The organism is Nocardioides alkalitolerans DSM 16699, assembly GCF_000426525.1.
Taxonomy (GTDB): domain Bacteria; phylum Actinomycetota; class Actinomycetes; order Propionibacteriales; family Nocardioidaceae; genus Nocardioides; species Nocardioides alkalitolerans.
The window spans coordinates 243790-263184 of sequence record NZ_AUFN01000012.1; the positions used below are offsets into that span (position 1 = coordinate 243790).

The 19395-nt window shown below is 72.3% G+C and carries 20 protein-coding genes; 12 read left to right on the forward strand and 8 right to left on the reverse strand.

Annotated features, from left to right (window positions below; translation table 11 throughout):
- Position 1 precedes the first annotated feature (1 nt).
- The 5 genes from K329_RS0110960 to K329_RS0110980 all read left to right on the forward strand — a co-directional run bounded on the left by K329_RS0110960 (position 2) and on the right by K329_RS0110980 (position 4289).
- Positions 2 to 283, forward strand: coding sequence for a hypothetical protein (locus tag K329_RS0110960; RefSeq protein ID WP_028473070.1), 282 nt, complete (start codon positions 2 to 4; stop codon positions 281 to 283).
- A 181-nt stretch (positions 284 to 464) separates the two neighbouring features.
- Positions 465 to 1109, forward strand: coding sequence for a TetR/AcrR family transcriptional regulator (locus tag K329_RS0110965; RefSeq protein WP_028473071.1), 645 nt, complete (start codon positions 465 to 467; stop codon positions 1107 to 1109).
- A 234-nt stretch (positions 1110 to 1343) separates the two neighbouring features.
- On the forward strand, positions 1344 to 2807 hold the full coding sequence (locus K329_RS26195) for a hemolysin family protein (RefSeq protein ID WP_052336748.1): 1464 nt from the start codon (positions 1344 to 1346) through the stop codon (positions 2805 to 2807).
- Entirely contained in the window at positions 2807 to 3814 is a 1008-nt protein-coding gene (locus K329_RS0110975; RefSeq protein ID WP_028473072.1) for a CNNM domain-containing protein, read from the forward strand. The genes K329_RS26195 and K329_RS0110975 overlap by 1 nt, the downstream gene beginning before the upstream one ends.
- A gap of 40 nt (positions 3815 to 3854) precedes the next feature.
- Positions 3855 to 4289 carry a DoxX family protein gene (locus tag K329_RS0110980; RefSeq protein ID WP_028473073.1) on the forward strand — a complete coding sequence of 145 codons (435 nt, stop codon included), beginning with the start codon at positions 3855 to 3857 and terminating at the stop codon, positions 4287 to 4289.
- Positions 4290 to 4295: 6 nt separating this feature from the next.
- On the opposite strand, the gene K329_RS0110985 is transcribed toward K329_RS0110980, so the two are convergent.
- Positions 4296 to 4892, reverse strand: a complete 597-nt coding sequence (locus tag K329_RS0110985; protein ID WP_052336750.1) for a DinB family protein — start codon at positions 4890 to 4892, stop codon at positions 4296 to 4298.
- Complete coding sequence (locus tag K329_RS0110990) at positions 4889 to 5380, reverse strand: phosphoribosyltransferase (protein WP_028473075.1); 492 nt, start codon at positions 5378 to 5380, stop codon at positions 4889 to 4891. The genes K329_RS0110985 and K329_RS0110990 overlap by 4 nt, the downstream gene beginning before the upstream one ends.
- Before the next feature lie 186 nt (positions 5381 to 5566).
- On the opposite strand from K329_RS0110990, the gene K329_RS0110995 reads away from it, so the two are divergent.
- The 3 genes from K329_RS0110995 to K329_RS0111005 are packed head-to-tail and all read left to right on the forward strand — an operon-like array spanning position 5567 to position 8222.
- Positions 5567 to 6508, forward strand: coding sequence for a MetQ/NlpA family ABC transporter substrate-binding protein (locus tag K329_RS0110995; protein WP_052336753.1), 942 nt, complete (start codon positions 5567 to 5569; stop codon positions 6506 to 6508).
- On the forward strand, positions 6508 to 7536 hold the full coding sequence (locus K329_RS0111000; protein ID WP_028473077.1) for a methionine ABC transporter ATP-binding protein: 1029 nt from the start codon (positions 6508 to 6510) through the stop codon (positions 7534 to 7536). Before K329_RS0110995 ends, K329_RS0111000 begins: the two co-directional genes overlap by 1 nt.
- Positions 7536 to 8222: a methionine ABC transporter permease gene (locus tag K329_RS0111005; RefSeq protein ID WP_043643009.1), complete on the forward strand. Its 687-nt coding sequence runs from the start codon at positions 7536 to 7538 to the stop codon at positions 8220 to 8222. The genes K329_RS0111000 and K329_RS0111005 overlap by 1 nt, the downstream gene beginning before the upstream one ends.
- Positions 8223 to 8264: 42 nt before the next feature.
- On the opposite strand, the gene K329_RS0111010 is transcribed toward K329_RS0111005, so the two are convergent.
- Positions 8265 to 10070 (reverse strand): alkaline phosphatase D family protein, encoded by a 1806-nt coding sequence (locus tag K329_RS0111010; RefSeq protein ID WP_245596521.1) that lies wholly within the window; start codon positions 10068 to 10070, stop codon positions 8265 to 8267.
- Entirely contained in the window at positions 10067 to 11083 is a 1017-nt protein-coding gene (locus K329_RS0111015) for a zinc-dependent alcohol dehydrogenase family protein (protein ID WP_028473080.1), read from the reverse strand. The genes K329_RS0111010 and K329_RS0111015 overlap by 4 nt, the downstream gene beginning before the upstream one ends.
- A gap of 95 nt (positions 11084 to 11178) precedes the next feature.
- Between K329_RS0111015 and K329_RS0111020 the strand changes: the two genes are divergently transcribed.
- Positions 11179 to 12717 (forward strand): UDP-N-acetylglucosamine 1-carboxyvinyltransferase, encoded by a 1539-nt coding sequence (locus K329_RS0111020; protein ID WP_043643011.1) that lies wholly within the window; start codon positions 11179 to 11181, stop codon positions 12715 to 12717.
- 61 nt (positions 12718 to 12778) lie between these two features.
- On the opposite strand, the gene K329_RS0111025 is transcribed toward K329_RS0111020, so the two are convergent.
- Positions 12779 to 13195 carry a hypothetical protein gene (locus K329_RS0111025; protein ID WP_028473082.1) on the reverse strand — a complete coding sequence of 139 codons (417 nt, stop codon included), beginning with the start codon at positions 13193 to 13195 and terminating at the stop codon, positions 12779 to 12781.
- A gap of 98 nt (positions 13196 to 13293) precedes the next feature.
- On the opposite strand from K329_RS0111025, the gene K329_RS0111030 reads away from it, so the two are divergent.
- The 3 genes from K329_RS0111030 to K329_RS0111040 all read left to right on the forward strand — a co-directional run bounded on the left by K329_RS0111030 (position 13294) and on the right by K329_RS0111040 (position 15962).
- Complete coding sequence (locus tag K329_RS0111030; protein WP_043643207.1) at positions 13294 to 14124, forward strand: glycerophosphodiester phosphodiesterase family protein; 831 nt, start codon at positions 13294 to 13296, stop codon at positions 14122 to 14124.
- Positions 14121 to 15509, forward strand: a complete 1389-nt coding sequence (locus tag K329_RS26200) for an MFS transporter (protein ID WP_043643017.1) — start codon at positions 14121 to 14123, stop codon at positions 15507 to 15509. Before K329_RS0111030 ends, K329_RS26200 begins: the two co-directional genes overlap by 4 nt.
- 84 nt (positions 15510 to 15593) lie before the next feature.
- Complete coding sequence (locus K329_RS0111040) at positions 15594 to 15962, forward strand: RNA polymerase-binding protein RbpA (protein ID WP_028473084.1); 369 nt, start codon at positions 15594 to 15596, stop codon at positions 15960 to 15962.
- A 75-nt stretch (positions 15963 to 16037) separates the two neighbouring features.
- On the opposite strand, the gene K329_RS0111045 is transcribed toward K329_RS0111040, so the two are convergent.
- The 3 genes from K329_RS0111045 to lnt form a co-directional block, all read right to left on the reverse strand.
- Complete coding sequence (locus tag K329_RS0111045; RefSeq protein ID WP_052336755.1) at positions 16038 to 16658, reverse strand: FxsA family protein; 621 nt, start codon at positions 16656 to 16658, stop codon at positions 16038 to 16040.
- A gap of 64 nt (positions 16659 to 16722) precedes the next feature.
- Positions 16723 to 17481 (reverse strand): polyprenol monophosphomannose synthase, encoded by a 759-nt coding sequence (locus K329_RS0111050; RefSeq protein WP_028473086.1) that lies wholly within the window; start codon positions 17479 to 17481, stop codon positions 16723 to 16725.
- Positions 17478 to 19070, reverse strand: coding sequence for an apolipoprotein N-acyltransferase (gene lnt / locus K329_RS26205; protein ID WP_052336757.1), 1593 nt, complete (start codon positions 19068 to 19070; stop codon positions 17478 to 17480). The genes K329_RS0111050 and lnt overlap by 4 nt, the downstream gene beginning before the upstream one ends.
- Positions 19071 to 19395 lie beyond the last annotated feature (325 nt).

Sequence of the window (19395 nt, forward strand, 5' to 3'; positions counted from 1 at the left end):
CGTGGGTGAGTACCGGCCGGTGACGCCCCCGGCGCGCAACGGCGTCGGCCGGGCCGCCCTGCTGACCGGCGTCGTGGCCCTCGTGTTCGCGTTCGTGCCGTTCGTCGGCGAGTTCGTGGCGCTCCCGGCCTGCGCCCTCGCCGTCGTGCTGGGCCTGGTCGGGGCCCAGCGCGCCGACAGCGGTCTCGCGACGAACCGCGGCGAGGCGTACGCCGGGATGGCGCTGGGGGTGGCCGCCGGCTTCGTCGTCGCGCTCGTGCTCCTCGCGACCCACGCGGGCTGAGCTCAGGAGGTCCAGAGGTCGGTCCCGCCCCGCCCTCTGGTCTAGTCAACTGTCCAGGATTCTTGCCGAGCCGGGTGTCAAGACACCTAGCCTGGATACCGTGTCGCCACCCGGGGGAACGGGTCGTCGCGCAGGCCGGCCACCACCCGGCTGCAGTGATCACCGACCGAGGAGCAGCCTCATGTCGCGTCGTCCGACCGAGCTCGCCGAGAACCGTGACCGCGTGGTCCAGACGGCCAGCACCGTGTTCCGCGAGCGCGGGCCGGACGCCCCGAGCGTCGGCGACCTCATGGGCGCCGCCGGCGTCACCCGGGCCACGTTCTACAACCACTTCGGGTCCCGCGACGACCTGCTCGCCGAGGCGATCTCGGCCGCGTTCGACACCAACGTCGCGCTCATGCGCGCCATCGGCGAGGCCCACCCGGAGCGGCCGCTCACCGCGATCGCGGACGCCTACCTCAGCGTCGGCCACCGCGACTCCCGTGGGACGGGGTGCCCCGCCGCGGCGTTCGCCTCCGACACCGCACGCCAGTCGGAGGCGCCGCGGGCGTCGTACGCGCAGGGCCTGCTCAAGCTCGCCACCCTGCTCGACACCTTCGTGAAGGAGGCGTCCGACGAGGTGCCCGAGGCGGTGCCCTGCCCGGACGCGGTGCGGGCCTCGTCGGCGGAGTCGCTCGGCGACCACTCCCTCGCCGCCCTGGCGAGCCTCGTCGGCGCCCTCACCCTGGCCCGCGACGTCGCCCAGGAGGACCCGGCGCTCTCGCAGCGCCTGCTCGAGGTGGCCCGGGCCCAGGTGCGGCTGCTCGAGGCCGGCCACGCCGCCTGAGGGCGTGCGACCCGATCGGAATCGTGCCGGATGCGGGGAACGACGGCCCGACCTCGTACGTTGACCTCTCCGAGACCTGCGCCGCTCCCGGCGTGGGCCACCGATCCGAGGAATGGAATTGAACGGGCCGTCGTCCGACCCACCTAGACCGAGCACCGCTCCGCGATCGAGCACCGCTCCCGATCCCCACGCACCACCCGCTCCCGCGAGCGCGACCCTCCAGGCGGTCGCCCGGTGAGCATCATCCTCTCGCTCCTGCTCGGCGTCGTCGTGGTCTTCCTGATCACCGTCGCCACCGGCTACTTCGTCGCCCAGGAGTTCGCCTACATGGCGGTCGACCGGTCGAGCCTGCGAGCGCAGGCCGAAGCCGGCGACGCGAGCGCCAAGCGCGCACTCTCCGTCACCAGCCGCACCTCCTTCATGCTGTCCGGCGCCCAGCTCGGCATCACCGTGACCGGCCTCCTCGTGGGGTACGTCGCGGAGCCCCTCATCGGGTCCGCCTTCGGCGACCTGCTCGGGGGTGCCGGCGTGCCCACCGCCACGGGCGTGGCGATCGGCACCGTGCTGGCGCTCGGCTTCTCCACGATCATCCAGATGCTCTTCGGCGAGCTGTTCCCGAAGAACCTAGCGATCGCCCGGCCCGAGCCGGTCGCCCGGTGGCTGGCCCGCTCGACGCTCGGCTACCTCGCCGTGACGGGCTGGCTGATCTGGGTCTTCGACCAGTCGTCGAACCTCCTGCTGAGGGCGCTCAAGATCGAGCCCGTCCACGACGTCGAGAGCTCGGCCACGCCGCGCGACCTCGAGCACATCGTGGCCGAGTCGCGCGCCTCGGGCGAGCTGACCGACGAGATGTCTGTGCTGCTCGACCGGGTGCTGGACTTCCCGAAGCAGGACGTGGAGCACGCCATGGTGCCGCGCAGCCGCGTCGACACCGTCGACTCCGACACGACGCTGGCGGAGGTGCGCGAGCTGATGCGCACCGGTCACTCCCGCTACCCCGTGCTGGACGACGACGACGCGATCGTCGGCATTGTCCACATGGTCGACCTCCTCGACCTCGGCGCCCTGCCGCTGGCCGAGGGCGACGACCCGTGGACCCGCCCGGTCGCGAGCGTCGTGCGTCCGCCGGTGGTCGTGCCCGAGCTCATGCCGATGCCCGACGCCCTGCGCACCATCGGGGAGGCGAAGGAGCAGATGGCCTGCGTCGTCGACGAGTACGGCGGCCTGTCGGGCATCGTGACGCTCGAGGACCTCGTCGAGGAGATCGTCGGCGAGATCCGCGACGAGCACGACGAGCCCGAGGAGCCGGTCTTCCGGGTCGACGCCGTGCGCGGCGGCTGGGAGATGCGCGGCGACATCCCGATCGACGAGGTCGAGCGGATCATCGAGCGCGACCTGCCCGAGGGCGACTTCGAGACCGTCGCCGGTCTCGTCATCGCCGAGCACGGCGCGCTGCCCGACCCGGGCACCCACCTGCGGGTGCGCCTGCCCGACGACCTCGCCGACCTGGCCGTGGCCGACGAGCCCGCCGTGTGGTTCCTCGACGTGGAGGTGCTCGAGGTGGAGCAGTACGTGCCCAGCCTCCTGCACCTGCGCCTGGTGGATCCCGCCGACGAGACCGGCGACCAGACCGCCGACAAGGACACCGGTGAGCCCGACGACCACCCGGCGACGCCGGACGAGGAGGTGAAGGCGTGATGGAGAACCCCTGGGTCGTACTGACCGCCACCGTCCTGATCATCGGGCTCAGCGCGTTCTTCGTCGCGGTCGAGTTCGCCCTGATCGCGGCGAAGAAGCACCGCCTCGAGGACGCCGCGACCAAGAGCCGTTCGGGCCGCGCCGCCCTGCGGAGCGCCTCCGAGCTGTCGGTGCTGCTCGCCGGCTCGCAGCTCGGCATCACGGTCTGCACGCTCGCGCTCGGCGCCATCACCAAGCCGGCCGTGCACCACTGGCTGACCCCGCTCTTCGAGACGTGGGGCATCGCCCTGTGGCTCGCGGACGTGGCCGGCTTCGTGCTGGCGCTGCTCATCGTCACGTTCCTCCACCTCGTGGTGGGCGAGATGGCGCCGAAGTCGTGGGCGATCGCCCACCCGGAGAAGTCGGCGACCATGCTGGCGATCCCGATGCGCGGGTTCATGTTCGTCACCCGCCCGCTGCTCCACGTGCTCAACAACGCCGCCAACTGGTGCCTGCACCGGGTCGGTGTCGAGGCCGTGGACGAGCTCACCGCCGCTCAGAACCCCGAGTCGCTGCGCCAGCTCGTACAGCACTCGGTGGCGGTCGGGGCGCTCGACGCCAGCTACTCGGCGCAGCTGTCGGGGGCGCTGGACCTCGGTCGTCTCCAGGTCCGCGACCTGGTGAAGCCGAGCCCGCCCACGGCGGTGCCGGCGGACGCCACGATCGCCGACGTCCAGGGCGCGAGCCGCGCCTCGGGCCACCTGCGGATCCTCGTGGGCGAGCCCGGCTCCCCCGTCGGCCTCGTGCACGTGCGCGACACGCTGAGCGAGGCGCCGGGCGACCCGGTCACCGCGCTGGTGCGCCCGTGCCACGAGCTCGAGCCGGACGCCACCGTGCTCTCCGCGATGGCCGACATGCGGGAGGCGCGGGCCCAGCTCGCCGTCGTCCGCGGCCGCGACGGGTTCATGGGCGTCGTGTCCTTCGCCGACATGCTGCGGGGCCTGTTCCCCGAGCAGACCGCGGCCTGAGTCGGCACGACGTGGGACCACGCGGCACGGAGCTAGGAGCATGAGCGTCGTCCGCGGCATCGCGCGCCGGCTGCTGGGAGTCTTCCTCTCGGCAGCCGGCATGCTGCACTTCGCGGCCGCCGACACCTTCGCGGCCCAGGTGCCCGACTGGTTCCCGGTCGACACCGGCCTGGTCGTGGCCCTCTCCGGCGTCGTCGAGATCGTGTTGGGGGTGGCCCTGGTCGCCGTACCGGGGCGTCACGTCGCGACCGTACGGCGCCTCGGCTGGGTCGTCGCCGCGTTCTTCGTGGCCGTCTTCCCGGGCAACGTCGCGCAGTACGTCGAGGGCACCTCCGCCTTCGGGCTCGACACCGACGGCGCCCGGCTCACGCGGCTCTTCTTCCAGCCGCTCCTCGTGCTCTGGGCGCTGGCCGCCTGCGACGCCCTCCCGTTCCGCCGGAGGGACCGGCACGACCGGGCCGACCGGCGCGGCTGACGCGGGTCAGCGACCGCGGTACGGCGCGGCAGCGTCGTCGACGCGGGCGACGTACGCCGTCCACCAGTCGTCGTCACCCATCGCGTCGCGGGGCGTGCCCGTCGACCCGTCGAGACCCTCCCGCAGGACCTCCGCGTGCCCCGCGTGCTGGGCGCTGTCGAGCAGCACGTGCACCGCGAGGTGCCCCAGCGTGGTGGCGCCCCGCTCGCCCCACCACGGCACGGTGGCCGGCGCGTCGAGCGGCAGCTCGCGCAAGGTCGCGTCGGAGTGGGCCCACGCGGCCCGGTAGAGGTCGAGCACCCACTCCCGGGTCTCGTCGGGGCGCATCCACAGGTCGCCGTTCTCGTCGATCGACCCGTCCTCCTCGAAGGGCAGGACGATCCCGGACGGCCGACCGACGCAGTCGCCGAGGTAGCCCAGCTCGACGCCGGCGAGGTGCTTGACCAGGCCGAGCAGGTTCGTGCCCGTCGGGGTCAGCGACCGCCGGGCGTCGTGCTCCCCCACGCCCTCGACCGCCGCGACGACCGCGTCGCGCGAGCGCTGCAGGTAGCGCTGCAGCACGGCGGGCTGCCCGACGGGGTTGAGGGGGTGGACCGGACTCATGCGTCCCTGACCCCGGAGCGGTCGGTGATCGCCGGTTCCGACGACCACGGGAAGTTGATCCAGAGGTCCGTGTGCTTCCACACGTAGTCGCCCTTGATCGAGGAGCGCGGCTTCTCGTAGATGACCGCCGTGCGCGCCTCGGCCACGTGGTCGCGGCAGAAGTCGAAGACCATCTCGAGCGTCTTGCCGGAGTCGGCGACGTCGTCGACGATCAGCACGCGCAGGTCGTCGAGCTCGCCGGCGTCGAGGTACGGCGGGAGCATCGTCGGCACGTCCAGCGTGGTGCCCACGCCCGTGTAGAACTCCACGTTCATCGTGAAGAGGTTCTTGCAGTCGAGCGCGTAGGCGATGGAGCCGGCGGGGATCAGGCCGCCCCGCGCGATGCCGAGCACCACGTCGGGCACGAAGCCCGAGTCGGCCACCTGCTGCGCCAGCTGCCTCGCCGCCACACCGTACGTCTCCCAGGTCAGGGTCTCGCGCTCGCTCACCCGCCGATCGTACGGCGCGGAGCGGCTCGGGGACCGCCGCCACCGGCGCCGTCACGAGACGATCGTCACGTCACCACCATGTAAGACCCGTATGTCACTGGGGTTACGACGCTCTACCGTCTCCTGGTCGCGGCTACCCGCCGCACCAGGTCGAGGCGGTCACGAGCCGCAGAACAGGAACACCCGATGTCCGAGAACATTCCCCTCGTCGAGAAGCCGAAGTCACGGCTCCCGATCATCGCCGCCGTCGTGGTCGTGCTGCTGATCGTGGCCGCCGTCGTCGTCTTCGCCCTCAACCGCGGCGACGACGAGGTCGGCGCCGACGGCCAGCCCCTCACCGAGGTCAGGATCGGCGTCGCCGACGCCAGCGAGGCCTACTGGGACACCTACGCCGACGCGCTGGAGGACGAGGGCATCAAGCTCGACATCCAGAACTTCACGGACTACCTGCAGCCGAACCCGTCGCTCTCCGAGGGCGCGATCGCCGTCAACCAGTTCCAGCACCTGCTCTACCTGGCGAGCTACAACGTCGCCAACGACGACGACCTGACCCCGGTCGGCTCGACCGCGATCTACCCGCTCGGCCTCTACTCGAACGACTACGACTCGCCCGAGGACATCCCGGACGGCGAGACCGTCGTGGTCCCGGACGACGACACCAACCAGGCGCGCGCGCTGCTGATCCTGCAGGAGGCCGGCCTCATCGAGCTGGCGGACGGCGGCTCCGCCTACTCGACCGTCGCCGACGTCGAGGACTCCTCGCGCGTCGAGGTCCGGGCCGTCCAGGCCGACCTGACCGGTGCCTCGCTGCCCGACGTGGCCGCGGCCGTCATCAACAACGACTTCGTCGAGAACACCGGCCTCACGTTCGACGACGCCATCGCGAAGGACGACCCGGCCGACGCGTCCGCCCAGCCGTACGTGAACGTCTTCGTCGTGCGGTCCGAGGACGCCGACGACGACACCTACGCGACCCTCGTCGACGTCTACCAGAACAACGAGGAGGTCCAGGAGGGCGTGCTCGACGCCTCGGGCGGCACCGCGGAGCTCGTGAAGATCCCCGCCGAGGAGCTGCAGGCCATCCTCGCCGACCTCGAGGAGCAGACGGTCGAGGCGAACGAGGGCTGATGTCCGTCGTCCAGCTCACCGACGTCGTCAAGGAGTTCCCCGGCCGCGGCCGCCGCGCCAGCGCGGTGCGTGCCGTGGACGGGGTCTCCCTGACCGTCGAGCGTGGCGAGATCCACGCCATCGTCGGCTACTCCGGGGCCGGGAAGTCGACCCTCGTGCGGCTCGTCAACGCGCTCGAGGAGGCGACCTCCGGCAGCGTCGTCGTGAACGGGACCGAGCTCGTCGGGCTCCCCGAGAAGCAGCTGCGGCAGGTCCGCCGGGACATCGGCATGATCTTCCAGCAGTTCAACCTGTTCGGCTCGCGCACGGTCTACGGCAACCTCGCCTACCCGCTCACGGTGGCGGGGGTGCCGAAGGACCAGCACCAGAAGCGGATCTCGCAGCTGCTGCACTTCGTCGGTCTCGCCGACAAGGCGCACGCCTACCCGGACCAGCTCTCGGGCGGGCAGAAGCAGCGCGTGGGCATCGCCCGCGCCCTCGCGACCGACCCGAAGGTGCTGCTGGCCGACGAGGCCACCAGCGCCCTCGACCCGGAGACGACGCGGGACGTGCTCGACCTGCTCCGCCGGGTCAACCGCGACCTCGGCGTCACCATCGTGCTCATCACCCACGAGATGGAGGTCGTGCGCCAGCTCGCCCACACCGTCTCGGTGATGGAGCACGGCAAGGTGGTCGAGCGCGGCGTCGTCGCCGACGTCTTCGCCGACCCGGCCCACGCCGTCACCCGGCGGTTCGTCGGCACGGTCGTCGACGACCGGCCCGACGACGAGCTCCTCGCCGTCCTGCGCGGGCGCCACTCCGGGCGGTTCGTCCGCCTCGCCTTCCGCGACGCCGACGTGCGCCAGTCCCAGGTGTACGACGCGCTGGGCCGCCACGGCGTCGGCTTCGAGCTCGTGTACGGCGGGATCGAGGCCGTCGGCGAGCGCACGTTCGCCAACCTGACGCTCGCCCTCGACGGCGAGCCCGACGCCGTCCAGGCGGCGATCGACGAGGTCGCCGGCCTCGTGCGCCTCGAGGAGGTCGAGTGATGGACGCCGTCACCACGCTGGCCGTCGACACCCGGCTGCCGGAGCTCTGGCCGCAGGTGTGGGAGGCCCTCGGGCAGACCCTCACCATGGTCTCGATCACGCTCGTGCTGGGCGGCGCGCTCGGACTCCTGCTCGGGCTCGCCCTGCACCTGACGAAGCGCGGCGGCCTCTACGCGAACACGCCGGCCTACGTCCTGCTCAACACGCTGGTGAACTTCTTCCGGCCCATCCCGTTCGTCATCTTCATCGCGGCGGTGCAGCCGGCCGCCCGGCTGGTCGTCGGCATCGGGATCGGCACCAAGGCGGTCGTCTTCGCCCTCACGCTGGCGGCGATGTTCATGATCGCGCGCATCGTGGAGCAGAACCTCGTGAGCGTCAGCCCCGGCGTCATCGAGGCGGCGCGCGCGATGGGGGCGAGCCGGCTGCGGGTCACCTGCACGGTGCTGGTGCCGGAGGCCCTCGGCCCCCTGGTGCTCGGCTTCACGTTCGCGTTCGTGGCCATCGTCGACGCGTCGGCCATCGCCGGCGTGATCGCCGGCGGCGGCCTCGGCACGTTCGCCCAGCAGTACGGCTACCGCCAGTTCGACTGGGTCGTCACCTGGACCGCGGTGCTCCTGCTCGTCGCGATCGTGCAGCTCGCCCAGCTGGCCGGCAACCTGCTGGCCCGCAAGGTGCTGCGCACCTGAGGGTCGGCCCCTCAGGTGCGCCGCGCCGGCGTCGGGCGCGTCTCAGGCGCGGGTGCGCAGGTCGACGTCGGCCACCGCGGTCAGCACCGGCCGCGCGTGGTCGCTACCGTCGACCTTGCCCCGCGCCCACCACATCCGCAGCCCGTCGTCGGTGACCTCGAGCGACGCGATGTTGTTGTCGAACCACGGGCCCCGCAGGTTCTTCCAGGTCAGCGGCGCCTCGGCGACCTTGGCGGAGCGCGCGACGACGTGCCCGATGGGGCCGGCCACGCCGTACGAGAGCGCGGCCGTGGCGAAGCGCATGCGCCGCGGCAGCGGGTTGCGGATCGGCGAGCACACCGCCTGGATGATCCGGCTCGGCCGGGGCCCGGCCGGCGTGGGCTCGCGCGGCCACGCCTCGGCGACGTAGCTGTGGTGGACGTCCCCGGAGAGGAAGGTGACGGTGCGCGGCGCCTCGCCCCGGCGCCCGGCCGCCACCTCGAGGGCCATCGCGGCGACGTCGCGGAACCCGTTCTGGAACGCCGCCCAGTGCTCGAGGTCCACGGTCTGGCGCAGCCACTCCCCCAGGCGCGCCGGCTGCCGGCCCCACGCCCCGCCGGCGAGGGCCTCGCTGAACGCCTCCACGTAGTGCAGGCCCGTGCCGAGCAGGAAGGGCAGCGACGTCCCGACCAGCAGGTGGTCGACGTCCCCGCGCATCTGCTCGTCGAGCCACGCCAGCTCGCGCTGGTCGAGGATCGAGCGGGCCTCGGGGTCGAGCACGCGGGCCGCCCGGGAGTCGACGACCACGAGCCGCGCCTGCGTGCCGAACTGCCGGGAGTAGCTCCAGCGGTAGCTCTCGGGCTGCTGGTCGGCGAGGTCGGCCAGCTCCTCGAGCGGCTCGCTGACGTCGATCTCGTGCTCGTGGCCGGCCACCTGGTGCTGCAGCACCCGCGCCCAGACCGGGTCCTGCGACCGCTCGTCGGGGCTGAGGTTGCCGAGGTGCTGGTAGACCCAGTACGACGCGAGCCCGGCCACCACGCGCCCGTGCCACCAGTCCGTGGTCTCCATCTGCTCCTTCCACGCCTGCGACGTGTTCCAGTCGTCGCGGATGTCGTGGTCGTCGAAGATCATCGCGCTCGGCACGGTGGAGAGCAGCCAGCGGTTGACCGGGTCCGACCAGGCCAGCCGGTAGAGGTGCGCGTACTCCTCGAAGTCGGCCAGCTCCTTCCACGGCGCCTGCTCGATGTCGCGGCGCGACTCGATGAACTCCTGCATCTCGGCCGTGGTCTCGTCGGCGTAGACCTGGTCGCCCAGGAACACCATGAGGTCGGGCCACGGCGGGCTGGCCTCGCCGTCCGGGTCGTCCGGTCCGGCCGCGGTGAGGCCCGACATGCGCAGGGCGTAGGCCCGCAGGGCGTCCACGCCGTGGGTGCGGTTGCCGACCTCGTCGTGCGTCACGCTGGTGCGGCAGGAGCCGAACAGCATCCGGAGCGGCTTGTCCTGGTCGAGCGTGACGATCATCGGCGGGGGCAGCCGGTCGTCGCCGTCGAGGCTGCCGCCGGGCGGCGGCCAGGCCTCCTCGCCGTCCACCTCCACGCGGTACGGCGTGTGGTCCCCGGGCGCGAGCCCGGTGACGTCGACGAGGGCGTAGTGGTGGCCGCGGACCCCGAACGTGCGGGCGCCCCAGCGGCCGTGCTCGGTGACGACCTCGACGAGGCCCGGCTCCTCGGTCTCGACCCAGACGGTGGCGACGTCGGTGTCGACGTACCGCATGAGGGGGCCGAGACGGATGGGGCCGCCGAGCTGCTCGTTGCCCTCGAGCACCTGGCCGGTGCCCTCGCCCGTGGTGTCGCCGACGGGGTCGCTCACGGCTGGAGCAGGACCTTGATCGCGCGGCGCTCGTCCATCGCCCGGTAGGCCTCGGGGGCCTGCTCGAGCGGCAGCGTCAGGTCGAAGACCTGGCCCGGGTCGATCGCGCCGGTGAGCACGCGGTCGAGCAGGTCGGGCAGGTACTTGCGCACCGGCGCCATGCCCCCGGCGAGGCCGATGTTCTTCGAGAACATCTTGCCGATCGGCAGCTGCACGTCCTGGGGCACGCCGACGAAGCCGACCGTGGTGCCCGGACGGGCCACCGCGAAGGCGGTGCGCATCGCGTCGTCCATGCCCACGCACTCGAGGGTGGCGTCGGAGCCGACGCCGCCGGTGATCTCCATGACCGCCGCCGTCGCCTCCTTGCCGCGCTGCGGGACGATGTGGGTGGCGCCGAACTTCTTCGCCAGCTCCTGCCGGGGCTCGTGGCGCGACAGCGCGATGATGCGCTCGGCCCCGAGCTCGCGCGCGGCCAGCACCCCGCAGAGGCCGACCGCCCCGTCGCCGACGACGACCGCCGTGGAGCCGGGGGTGACGCCCGCGCTGACGGCGGCGTGCCAGCCGGTGGCCATCACGTCGCTGAGCGTGAGCAACGACGGCAGCAGGGCGGCGTCGGGCTCGCCGTCGGGGACGGCGACCAACGAGCCGTCGGCCTGGTGCACCCGGGTGTACTCCGCCTGGCCCGACTGGGTCATGCCGAGGTTCTCGCAGCCGCCGTAGCCGCCGGTCGCGCACGCGGCGCAGGTGTTGTCGCTCTGGCAGAACGGCACGACGACGAAGTCGCCGACCCGGAAGTCGCGGACCTCGCCGCCGACCTCGACGATCTCGCCGATCGCCTCGTGGCCGATGGTGTGGCCGCCCGAGGTGCTCTCGTCGCGGTAGGGCCAGAGGTCGGAGCCGCAGACGCAGCCCGCCTTGACCTTGACGATGGCGTCGGTGGGGCGCTTGATCCGGGGGTCCGGGACGTCCTCCACGCGGATGTCGCGGGGACCGTGGATGGTGGTGGCTCGCATGTCTCGCATCCTGCCACCGGGTGCCCAGCCCGGGCGCGACGCACCGTCGTCGGACCTGCGTTGCCTTATCTCATATCTGAGATACCTTGGTCGGCATGACTGTCGACAACCAGGCTGACTACAAGGGCCGCATCGGCAAGCTGATCCGTGACGCCCGCATCCACCGGGGCCTCACCCAGGCGCAGCTCGCCGAGCTCCTCTCGACGTCGCAGAGTGCGATCAACCGCATCGAGCGTGGCCACCAGAACCTCTCGCTGGAGATGGTGGCGCGCATCGGCGCCGCCCTCGACTCCGAGATCGTGGCGCTCGGCGCCGGACCCACCCACCTCCGCGTCACCGGCCCGACCACGCTGTCGGGCAGCATCGACGTGAAGACCTCCAAGAACGCCGGCGTGGCGCTGCTCTGCGCCTCGCTGCTCAACCGCGGGCGCACGACGCTCCGCAAGGTCGCCCGCATCGAGGAGGTCAACCGCCTCCTCGAGGTGCTGGAGAGCCTGGGGGTCCGCACCCGGTGGCTCAACGACGACAACGACCTCGAGATCGTGCCGCCGGCCCAGTTCGACCTCTCCGACATCGACGCCGCGGCAGCGCGCCGTACGCGCTCGATCATCATGTTCCTCGGCCCGCTGCTGCACCGGGTCGACGCCTTCAACCTGCCCTACGCCGGCGGCTGCAACCTCGGCACCCGCACGGTCGAGCCGCACATGTCGGCGCTGCGCCACTTCGGGCTCGAGGTCAAGGCCACCGACGGTCTCTACCACGCGCAGGTCGACCGCGGCGTCGAGCCGCGGCGCCCGATCGTGCTCACCGAGCGCGGCGACACCGTCACCGAGAACGCCCTCATGGCGGCGGCGCTGCACCCCGGCACGACCGTCATCCGCAACGCGTCGTCGAACTACATGGTCCAGGACCTCTGCTTCTACCTGCAGAAGCTCGGCGTTGTCATCGAGGGCGTCGGCACGACCACGCTCTCGGTCACCGGCAAGGCGGAGATCGACGTCGACGTCGACTACGCGCCGAGCGAGGACCCGATCGAGGCCATGTCGCTGCTCTCGGCCGCGATCGTCACCGGCTCCGAGATCACCATCCGCCGCGTGCCGATCGAGTTCCTCGAGGTCGAGCTCGCGACGCTGGAGGAGATGGGTCTGCGCTACGAGCGCACGAGCGAGTACGTCGCGCTCAACGGCCGCACGCGCCTCGTCGACCTCACGACGTACCCCTCGGAGCTGAAGGCGCCGCTCGACAAGATCCACCCGATGCCGTTCCCCGGCCTCAACATCGACAACCTGCCGTTCTTCGCCGTCATCGCCGCGGTGGCCAACGGCCAGACCCTCCTGCACGACTGGGTCTACGAGAACCGGGCGATCTACCTCGTCGAGCTCAACAAGCTGGGCGGCAACGTGAAGCTGCTCGACCCGCACCGCGTGATGATCGAGGGGCCGACGCACTTCTCCGGCACCGAGATCGTCTGCCCGCCCGCGCTGCGGCCCGCCGTCGTGATCCTGCTGGCCATGCTGGCCTCCAAGGGCACCTCGGTGCTGCGCTCGACCTACGTGATCCACCGCGGCTACGAGGACCTCGCCGAGCGCCTCAACCTGCTGGGCGCGAACATCGAGCCGTTCCGCGACATCTGAGCACCTGCTCCACCCGCCACCGCCGTAGGCCTTCCTGGGAGGTCGTGCGGCGGTGGCGCGTTCAGGACCGGCGCGCCACCACGTCGCGCAGGTGCAGCCCGGCCGGTACGGCGTACAGCACCGCCGTCACCGCGAACCCCACGGCCGCCACCAGCTCGTCGTCGGTGAGCCCGCCGGAGCGGGTCAGGTGCGGCACCAGGGCCAGCAGCGCGCCGACCGCGAGCGCGCCGCACCCCAGGCCCGCGACCCACCCGGCCGGGCCGGCGAGGCGCGCCGACCTCCGGGCGACCAGCCACAGCGCGAGGGCCACCAGCGCCACCCCGCCCAGCGGCAGCAGGGCCAGGGCGTAGAGACCCGTGAACCCGCCCACGACGGCCGCGCCGATGCTCGCACCGAGCGCCACGACGACCATCACGACGAGGGTCGAGGCGAGCGCGAGGCGGGTCGTGCGCACGGCGTCCTGCTGCTCCCTGGTCACTCCCCCGGTCTAGCACGGCGCCGCGGTCGACGCCGGAGTCGACGCGCGGTCCCTCGGAGGTCACCCGGTGGACGTCGGCGACGTCTAGGGTGACCCGCGTGACTCGCGCCACCAGCACCCCGAGGACGGGGTTCGCCTACCTCGACGGCGACGACGCCCACGGCGGTGCACCGATCCCGTTCGCGCACCGCGGCGGTGGCAACCACCCCGAGATCCTCGGCCTGGAGAACACGCTCGTGGCCTTCCGGCACGCGGCCGCCGCCGGCTTCGTGCACCTCGAGACCGACGTGCAGCTGACCTCCGACGGGGTCCTCGTGGCGTTCCACGACGCGGTGCTCGACCGCATGACGGGCACCAGCGGCTCCGTCCGCGACCTGACGCTGGCCGAGGTGCGCGCGCTCAAGGTGGGCGGCACCTCGGCGGTCCCGACGCTCGCCGAGCTGGTCGACGCCCTGCCCGGGGCCCGGTTCAACATCGACATCAAGTCCGACGGCGCCGGCGAGGCCCTCGCCGCCTTCATCGCGGAGCGCGACCTGTGGGACCGCGTGCTCGTCGGCTCCTTCTCCTCGCGCCGGCTGCAGCACTTCCGCCGGCTCACCGGCGGGCGCGTGCCCACGGCCGCGCACCGGGGCGAGATCGTGGCGTTCCTCCTGCTGCCCGCGCGCTGGGCCGACCGCGTCACCCGCGGGCGCGTGGCCGCCCTGCAGGTGCCCGTGCGTCGCGCCGGCGTCACCGTCACCACGGAGCGCTTCGTGCGCCGCGCCCACCGGGCCGGCAAGCACGTCCACGTGTGGACGATCGACGCCGCCGACGAGATGCACCGCCTGCTCGATCTCGGGGTCGACGGCCTGATGACCGACCGCACCGACGTGCTCCGCTCCGTCCTGGAGGAGCGCGGCGTGTGGCGAGCCCGAGGGGGAGCAGCATGAGCGAGTCCGTGGTCGACCGCACCGGGGACGGTGCGCCCGGACGGGCCGTCGGGTGGCCCGTGTGGGCATGGGGGCTGTGGGACTGGGGGTCGGCCGCCTTCAACGCGGTCATCACCACCTTCGTCTTCACCGTCTACCTCACGGCGGAGAACGACGCGGGCGAGCCGCTCTTCGGCGAGGGCGTCGACGCCAAGCTCGGGTGGGCGCTGGCGGCCGCGGGCGTGCTGATCGCCCTCCTGGCGCCCCTCATCGGCCAGCGGGCCGACCGCTCGGGGCGACGTACGTTCTGGCTGGCCGCCAACACCGGCGCCGTCGTCGTGATGTCGGCGCTGATGTTCTTCGTGACGCCCGACGCCTCGCTGCTCTGGCTGGGCCTGCTGCTGCTCGCCGCCGGCAACATCTTCTTCGAGCTGGCGTCGGTCAACTACAACGCGATGCTCAACGAGATCGCCACGCCGGCCACCGTCGGTCGGATCTCCGGTCTCGGCTGGGGCCTCGGCTACCTCGGCGGCATCGTGCTCCTGCTGTTCGTCTACTTCGGCTTCATCAACCCCGACGTCGGCCTCTTCGGGGTCACCGGCGACAACGGGCTCGACGTGCGCGTGACGATGCTGGTCTGCGCGATCTGGACGCTCGTCTTCTCGATCCCCGTGATCCTCACGATCCGCGACGCCCCGCGGGCGACCGACGCGACGAAGGCAGCGCGCCTCGGGATCGTCGGCTCCTACAAGCAGCTGTTCGCGACCGTCGCCGGTCTCTGGCGCACCGACCGCAACACCGTCTACTTCCTCGGGGCCTCGGCCGTCTTCCGCGACGGCCTGGCCGGCGTGTTCACCTTCGGCGCCGTGCTCGCGGCCGGCACGTTCGGCTTCAGCAGCGGCGGGGTGATCATCTTCGGCGTCGCCGCGAACGTCGTGGCCGGCATCGCCACCATCGCGGCCGGCCGCATCGACGACGTGTTCGGACCCAAGCGCGTCATCGTGGTCTCGCTGACCAGCATGTGCATCGCAGGCACGGCGCTGTTCTTCCTCCACGACGGCGGCAGCACGATCTTCTGGATCTTCGGCCTCGTGCTCTGCATCTTCGTCGGCCCGGCACAGTCGGCCTCGCGGTCGCTCCTCGCCCGGCTCATCCCGGAGGGCCAGGAGGGGCAGGTGTTCGGGCTCTACGCGACCACGGGCAGGGCCGCCAGCTTCCTCGCCCCGCTCGGGTGGGCCCTCGCCCTCACCATCGGTGCGAGCGTGACCGGCAGCAGCGGCGACGACTCGCAGTACTTCGGCATCCTCGGCATCATCCTGGTCCTGCTCGTCGGGCTGCTGCTGCTCCTGCCGGTCAAGGTCGGCCTGCGGCGCGACACCGCGCTGACGAACGCGCCCCCGGCCTGAACCGCTCGTTTCGGGAATTGCAGCCGTGCCAGTACCGTTGAGTACTTAGCGCAATCGCAACGACGAGTAGGTGGAGGTGCCGCGATGGCAGAGCGCACACTACGAGGAGCACGGCTGGGTGGCCAGAGCTTCGAAGATGAGCGTGGCATCGAGTTCGCTGCTCGTCAGCAGGTCGGCTACCGATGCCAGCAGAACCACGAGTTCGAGATCACCATGTCGGTCGAGGCCGACATCCCCGCTGTGTGGGAGTGCCCGCGCTGCGGGTCCGAGGCTCTGAGCATCGCCGGCATCCAGCGCGAGGAGAAGGTCGAGAAGCCGGCTCGCACGCACTGGGACATGCTGCTGGAGCGCCGGTCGGAGACCGAGCTCGAGGAGATCCTCACGGAGCGTCTCGAGCTCCTCCGCGGCGGCGAGATCGGCCCGGCGCACCTGCACCGCGCCAGCAAGCGCTGACCGCACCCGTACGACGTACCGAGGCCCGGCTCCCCTGAGGGGAGCCGGGCCTCGTCGTGTGTCGGGACAGCCCGCTCAGACGTCGCGGGGCGGGTCGACGACCTCGCCCTCGACCACGTCGCCGGACTGCGTCGTACGGCGGGCGCCGCCCCCAGGGAAGCCGCCGCCGGGGAACGCACCGCCCGGGAACCCGGCGCCCGTGAAAGCTCCGGGTGCGAACGCGTCGGCGGTGACGCCGTACCGGCGTGCGCGGCGTGTCAGCAGCGCAGAGATCGGTCGGCGCAGCAGGGGCCGGCCGAGGATGACCGCGAGGCCCACGACGCCGTTGACGAGGCCCGGCAGGATCATCAGCACCGCGCCGACGAAGACGAGCACGCCGCCCACGACCTCGTCGCCGGGCGGGCGGCCGGCGCGGGCCGCCTCCACCGACGCGCTCCAGGCCTTGCGGCCCTCGCGTCCGAGGAAGAAGAAGCCGGCGACGGTCGAGGCGAGCAGCAGGAGCAGCGTCCACCCGAGCCCGATCCACCCCGCGACGGCCACGACGGCCACCACCTCGATCGCCACGCCGAGCACGAGCGGGAGCGTGAACCTCAGCGCGCGGAGCCGGGCGGAGCGGACGGCTCCCGGCGGCGGGCCGGTGGGTCCGGACGGGCCGGGTCGGCCGGGCTGGGTGGGGGTCGCCGCGGAACCAGACATGCTTCGAACCTACCGCGTGGTCGGGAGCGATCCCAGGGCGCTCGACGGCCTCGGGAGCCGTCGCTCAGGCCCCGCGCTCCTCGCGCCACCGGCGGAACTGGCGCCGGCGCTCGCGCAGGCCCCAGCGGGTGATGCGCCTCAACGACTCGGTGGCCACCGAGCCGGTCATCTTCGAGTCGCCGCGCACGCGCTCGACGAACTCGATCGGCACCTCGCTGACGTGGAGGCCGGCCTGCACCGTGCGCCACGTCAGGTCGGTCTGGAACACGTAGCCCGTCGACTGGACCGACGACAGGTCGATCTTCTCGAGCGTCGTGCGGCGGAACAGCCGGAAGCCGGCGGTCGCGTCCTTGACCCGCATGCCGAGGAGGAGGCGGACGTACAGGTTGCCCCCGCGCGAGAGCGTCATCCGCGACCAGGGCCAGTTCACGACCGAGCCGCCCGGCACCCACCGGGAGCCGATGACGAGGTCGGCGGTCAGCAGGCCGTCGAGCAGGCGGCCGAGCTGCTCGGGCTGGTGGGATCCGTCGGCGTCCATCTCGCCGACCACGTCGTAGCCGCGGTCGAGGGCCACGGCGAAGCCGTGCAGGTATGCCGCGCCGAGGCCCGCCTTGGCCGTGCGGTGGAGCACGGTGACGCTCGGGTCGGCGGCGGCGAGCTCGTCCGCGATCGCCCCCGTGCCGTCGGGCGAGCCGTCGTCCACGACGAGCACGTCGACGCCGGGCTGAGCCCGCCGTACCCGGCCGACGATGTCGCGGACGTTCAGGGCCTCGTTGTAGGTCGGGACCACGACGATCACGCGGCCCAGCTCGGGGTGGGTCATCCCACGGTCTCCCTCTCGGTCGGCGTGGTGGGGGCGGACGGGGCGGCGGCGGCTCCCGGGCGCTCACGGCGGCGCAGCAGGAGGACGAGCACGAGCCCCACGAGCGTGGCGGCGGTCGCTGCCCGCGCCAGCCAGGGTCCCAGCCACATCGCGGGGGTGACGACGTCGTTGAGCACGACCTCCCCCGACACGACGCCCTGCGTCTGCGGGTCGATGTCGGCCACGACGGAGCCGTCGGGCGCCACGATCGCCGTCCGTCCGTTGATGGCCGCGACCACGAGGTACTTGCCGGTCTCGACCGCTCGCAGCCGGGTGATCTCGAGCTGCTGGTCGATCTGGTGGGTGCGGATGAACATCGCGTTGCTGGTCTGGACGGTGAGCATCTGCGCGCCCGCGCCGACCTGCGCGCGGAAGCCGTCGTCGTACGCGACGTCGAAGCAGATCGCGTTGCCCACGAGCACGTCGCCGATGGCGAGCGGGGTCTCACGCGTGCCGGCCAGCATGTCGCGCGGGATCAGGTCGAACTGGCTGACGGCCGACGTGAGGGTGCTGTTGCGGAAGGGGATGAACTCACCGAAGGGCACGGGGTGGCGCTTGCTGTAGCGGTCGCCGGGTCCGGACTCCGGGTCCCAGACGATGCCCTGGTTGAGCACCTGACCGTCGTCGGGCGCATCCACCATGCCGCCGACGACGACGGGCACGCCGACGGCGTCCACGGCCTCGGTGATGCCCTCGTAGGTCTCGGTGTCGGTGAACGGGTCGACGGCCGTGGAGTTCTCCGGCCACAGCACGAAGTCGGGCCGGGGCACGTCACCGGCGTCGACGTCGTCGGCGAGCTGGATCGTCGACTCGACGTGGTTGCGGGTGACGTCGCGGAAGACCGCGACGACGTCGTCGCCCGCCCCCGGCACGTCGCCCTGCACCGCGGAGACCTGCACGGTGCGCCCGTCGGTGGGCACGTCGTACGGGCGCACGACCGCCAGCCCGACGAGCGCCGCGATGCCGACGAAGGGCAGCGCGAGACGGCCGGCCGCGCGGGCGTCGAGGGCACGGTCGGTACGGCGCGTCGCCGTCAGCGTCAGCACGGCCGCGGCCAGCAGCGTGCCGAGCAGGGCGAGGACGAACCCGACCCCGGGCGTGCCGAGCCACGGCAGCAGGGCGGCGAAGGGCGTGTCGATCGTGCCGAACGACAGGCGGCCCCACGGGAACCCGCCGAAGGGCCAGCCGCTGCGCAGCTCCTCGTACGCCACCCAGGCAGCGGCGGTCCACACCGGCCACAGCCGCAGGCGCTGCAGGAGCACGACGACGGGGCCGAGCGCCAGGAAATAGGCGGTCTCGATCAGGGAGAGGGCGATCCAGGCGTCGGTGCCGACCGCGCGCATCCACCACAGGATCGAGAAGGAGAAGGCCGCGCCGAAGACCAGGCCGATGCCGACGCCGGCGCGCACGCGAGCGCCGTACAGGCTCAGGCAGAAGCCCGCGACCGCGACCGGCCCGAGGAGCACCAGGCCCACCGGCTCGAACGCCAGCGAGCCCGTGAGGCCGGCGACGGCGGCTCCGAGCGCACGGACACGGATCGACGCGGACATGCGGGGAAAGGTATCCGAGACCGGGTGACCTCGTGGGATCCGGAGCGGATCGACCAGTCATCCCCGGGATGAACGTCGGGGTGCCCGACGGGTTCCGGGCAGGGGTCCCAGCAGGGCGGAGGGGCTCCCGTGGTCTTCGGACCAACACCAACGTCGCCGGCTGCCACGTGGGTGAAGTTGTCTAAGGACCCCGGGATCCCCTCCGCGTCCACCACCGCGGGTGCGGTACCGACCTCCGTGCGTCATGTCGGCCGGGAAGTGGTGACCGACCCGTCGACACGACCACTCGGACGTCGGTCCGCTACGCGCGTGCTGCACTGGTGAA

Bases quoted from the DNA above. Each gene is read 5' to 3' on its own strand.
- K329_RS0110965 (WP_028473071.1), top strand. From the start codon at position 465: ATGTCGCGTCGTCCGACCGAGCTCGCCGAGAACCGTGACCGCGTGGTC.
- K329_RS0110975 (WP_028473072.1), top strand. From the start codon at position 2,807: ATGGAGAACCCCTGGGTCGTACTGACCGCCACCGTCCTGATCATCGGG.
- K329_RS0110980 (WP_028473073.1), top strand. From the start codon at position 3,855: ATGAGCGTCGTCCGCGGCATCGCGCGCCGGCTGCTGGGAGTCTTCCTC.
- K329_RS0110985 (WP_052336750.1), bottom strand. From the start codon at position 4,892: ATGAGTCCGGTCCACCCCCTCAACCCCGTCGGGCAGCCCGCCGTGCTG.
- K329_RS0110995 (WP_052336753.1), top strand. From the start codon at position 5,567: ATGTCCGAGAACATTCCCCTCGTCGAGAAGCCGAAGTCACGGCTCCCG.
- K329_RS0111000 (WP_028473077.1), top strand. From the start codon at position 6,508: ATGTCCGTCGTCCAGCTCACCGACGTCGTCAAGGAGTTCCCCGGCCGC.
- K329_RS0111005 (WP_043643009.1), top strand. From the start codon at position 7,536: ATGGACGCCGTCACCACGCTGGCCGTCGACACCCGGCTGCCGGAGCTC.
- K329_RS0111015 (WP_028473080.1), bottom strand. From the start codon at position 11,083: ATGCGAGCCACCACCATCCACGGTCCCCGCGACATCCGCGTGGAGGAC.
- K329_RS0111020 (WP_043643011.1), top strand. From the start codon at position 11,179: ATGACTGTCGACAACCAGGCTGACTACAAGGGCCGCATCGGCAAGCTG.
- K329_RS26200 (WP_043643017.1), top strand. From the start codon at position 14,121: ATGAGCGAGTCCGTGGTCGACCGCACCGGGGACGGTGCGCCCGGACGG.
- K329_RS0111040 (WP_028473084.1), top strand. From the start codon at position 15,594: ATGGCAGAGCGCACACTACGAGGAGCACGGCTGGGTGGCCAGAGCTTC.
- K329_RS0111045 (WP_052336755.1), bottom strand. From the start codon at position 16,658: ATGTCTGGTTCCGCGGCGACCCCCACCCAGCCCGGCCGACCCGGCCCG.
- K329_RS0111050 (WP_028473086.1), bottom strand. From the start codon at position 17,481: ATGACCCACCCCGAGCTGGGCCGCGTGATCGTCGTGGTCCCGACCTAC.
- lnt (WP_052336757.1), bottom strand. From the start codon at position 19,070: ATGTCCGCGTCGATCCGTGTCCGTGCGCTCGGAGCCGCCGTCGCCGGC.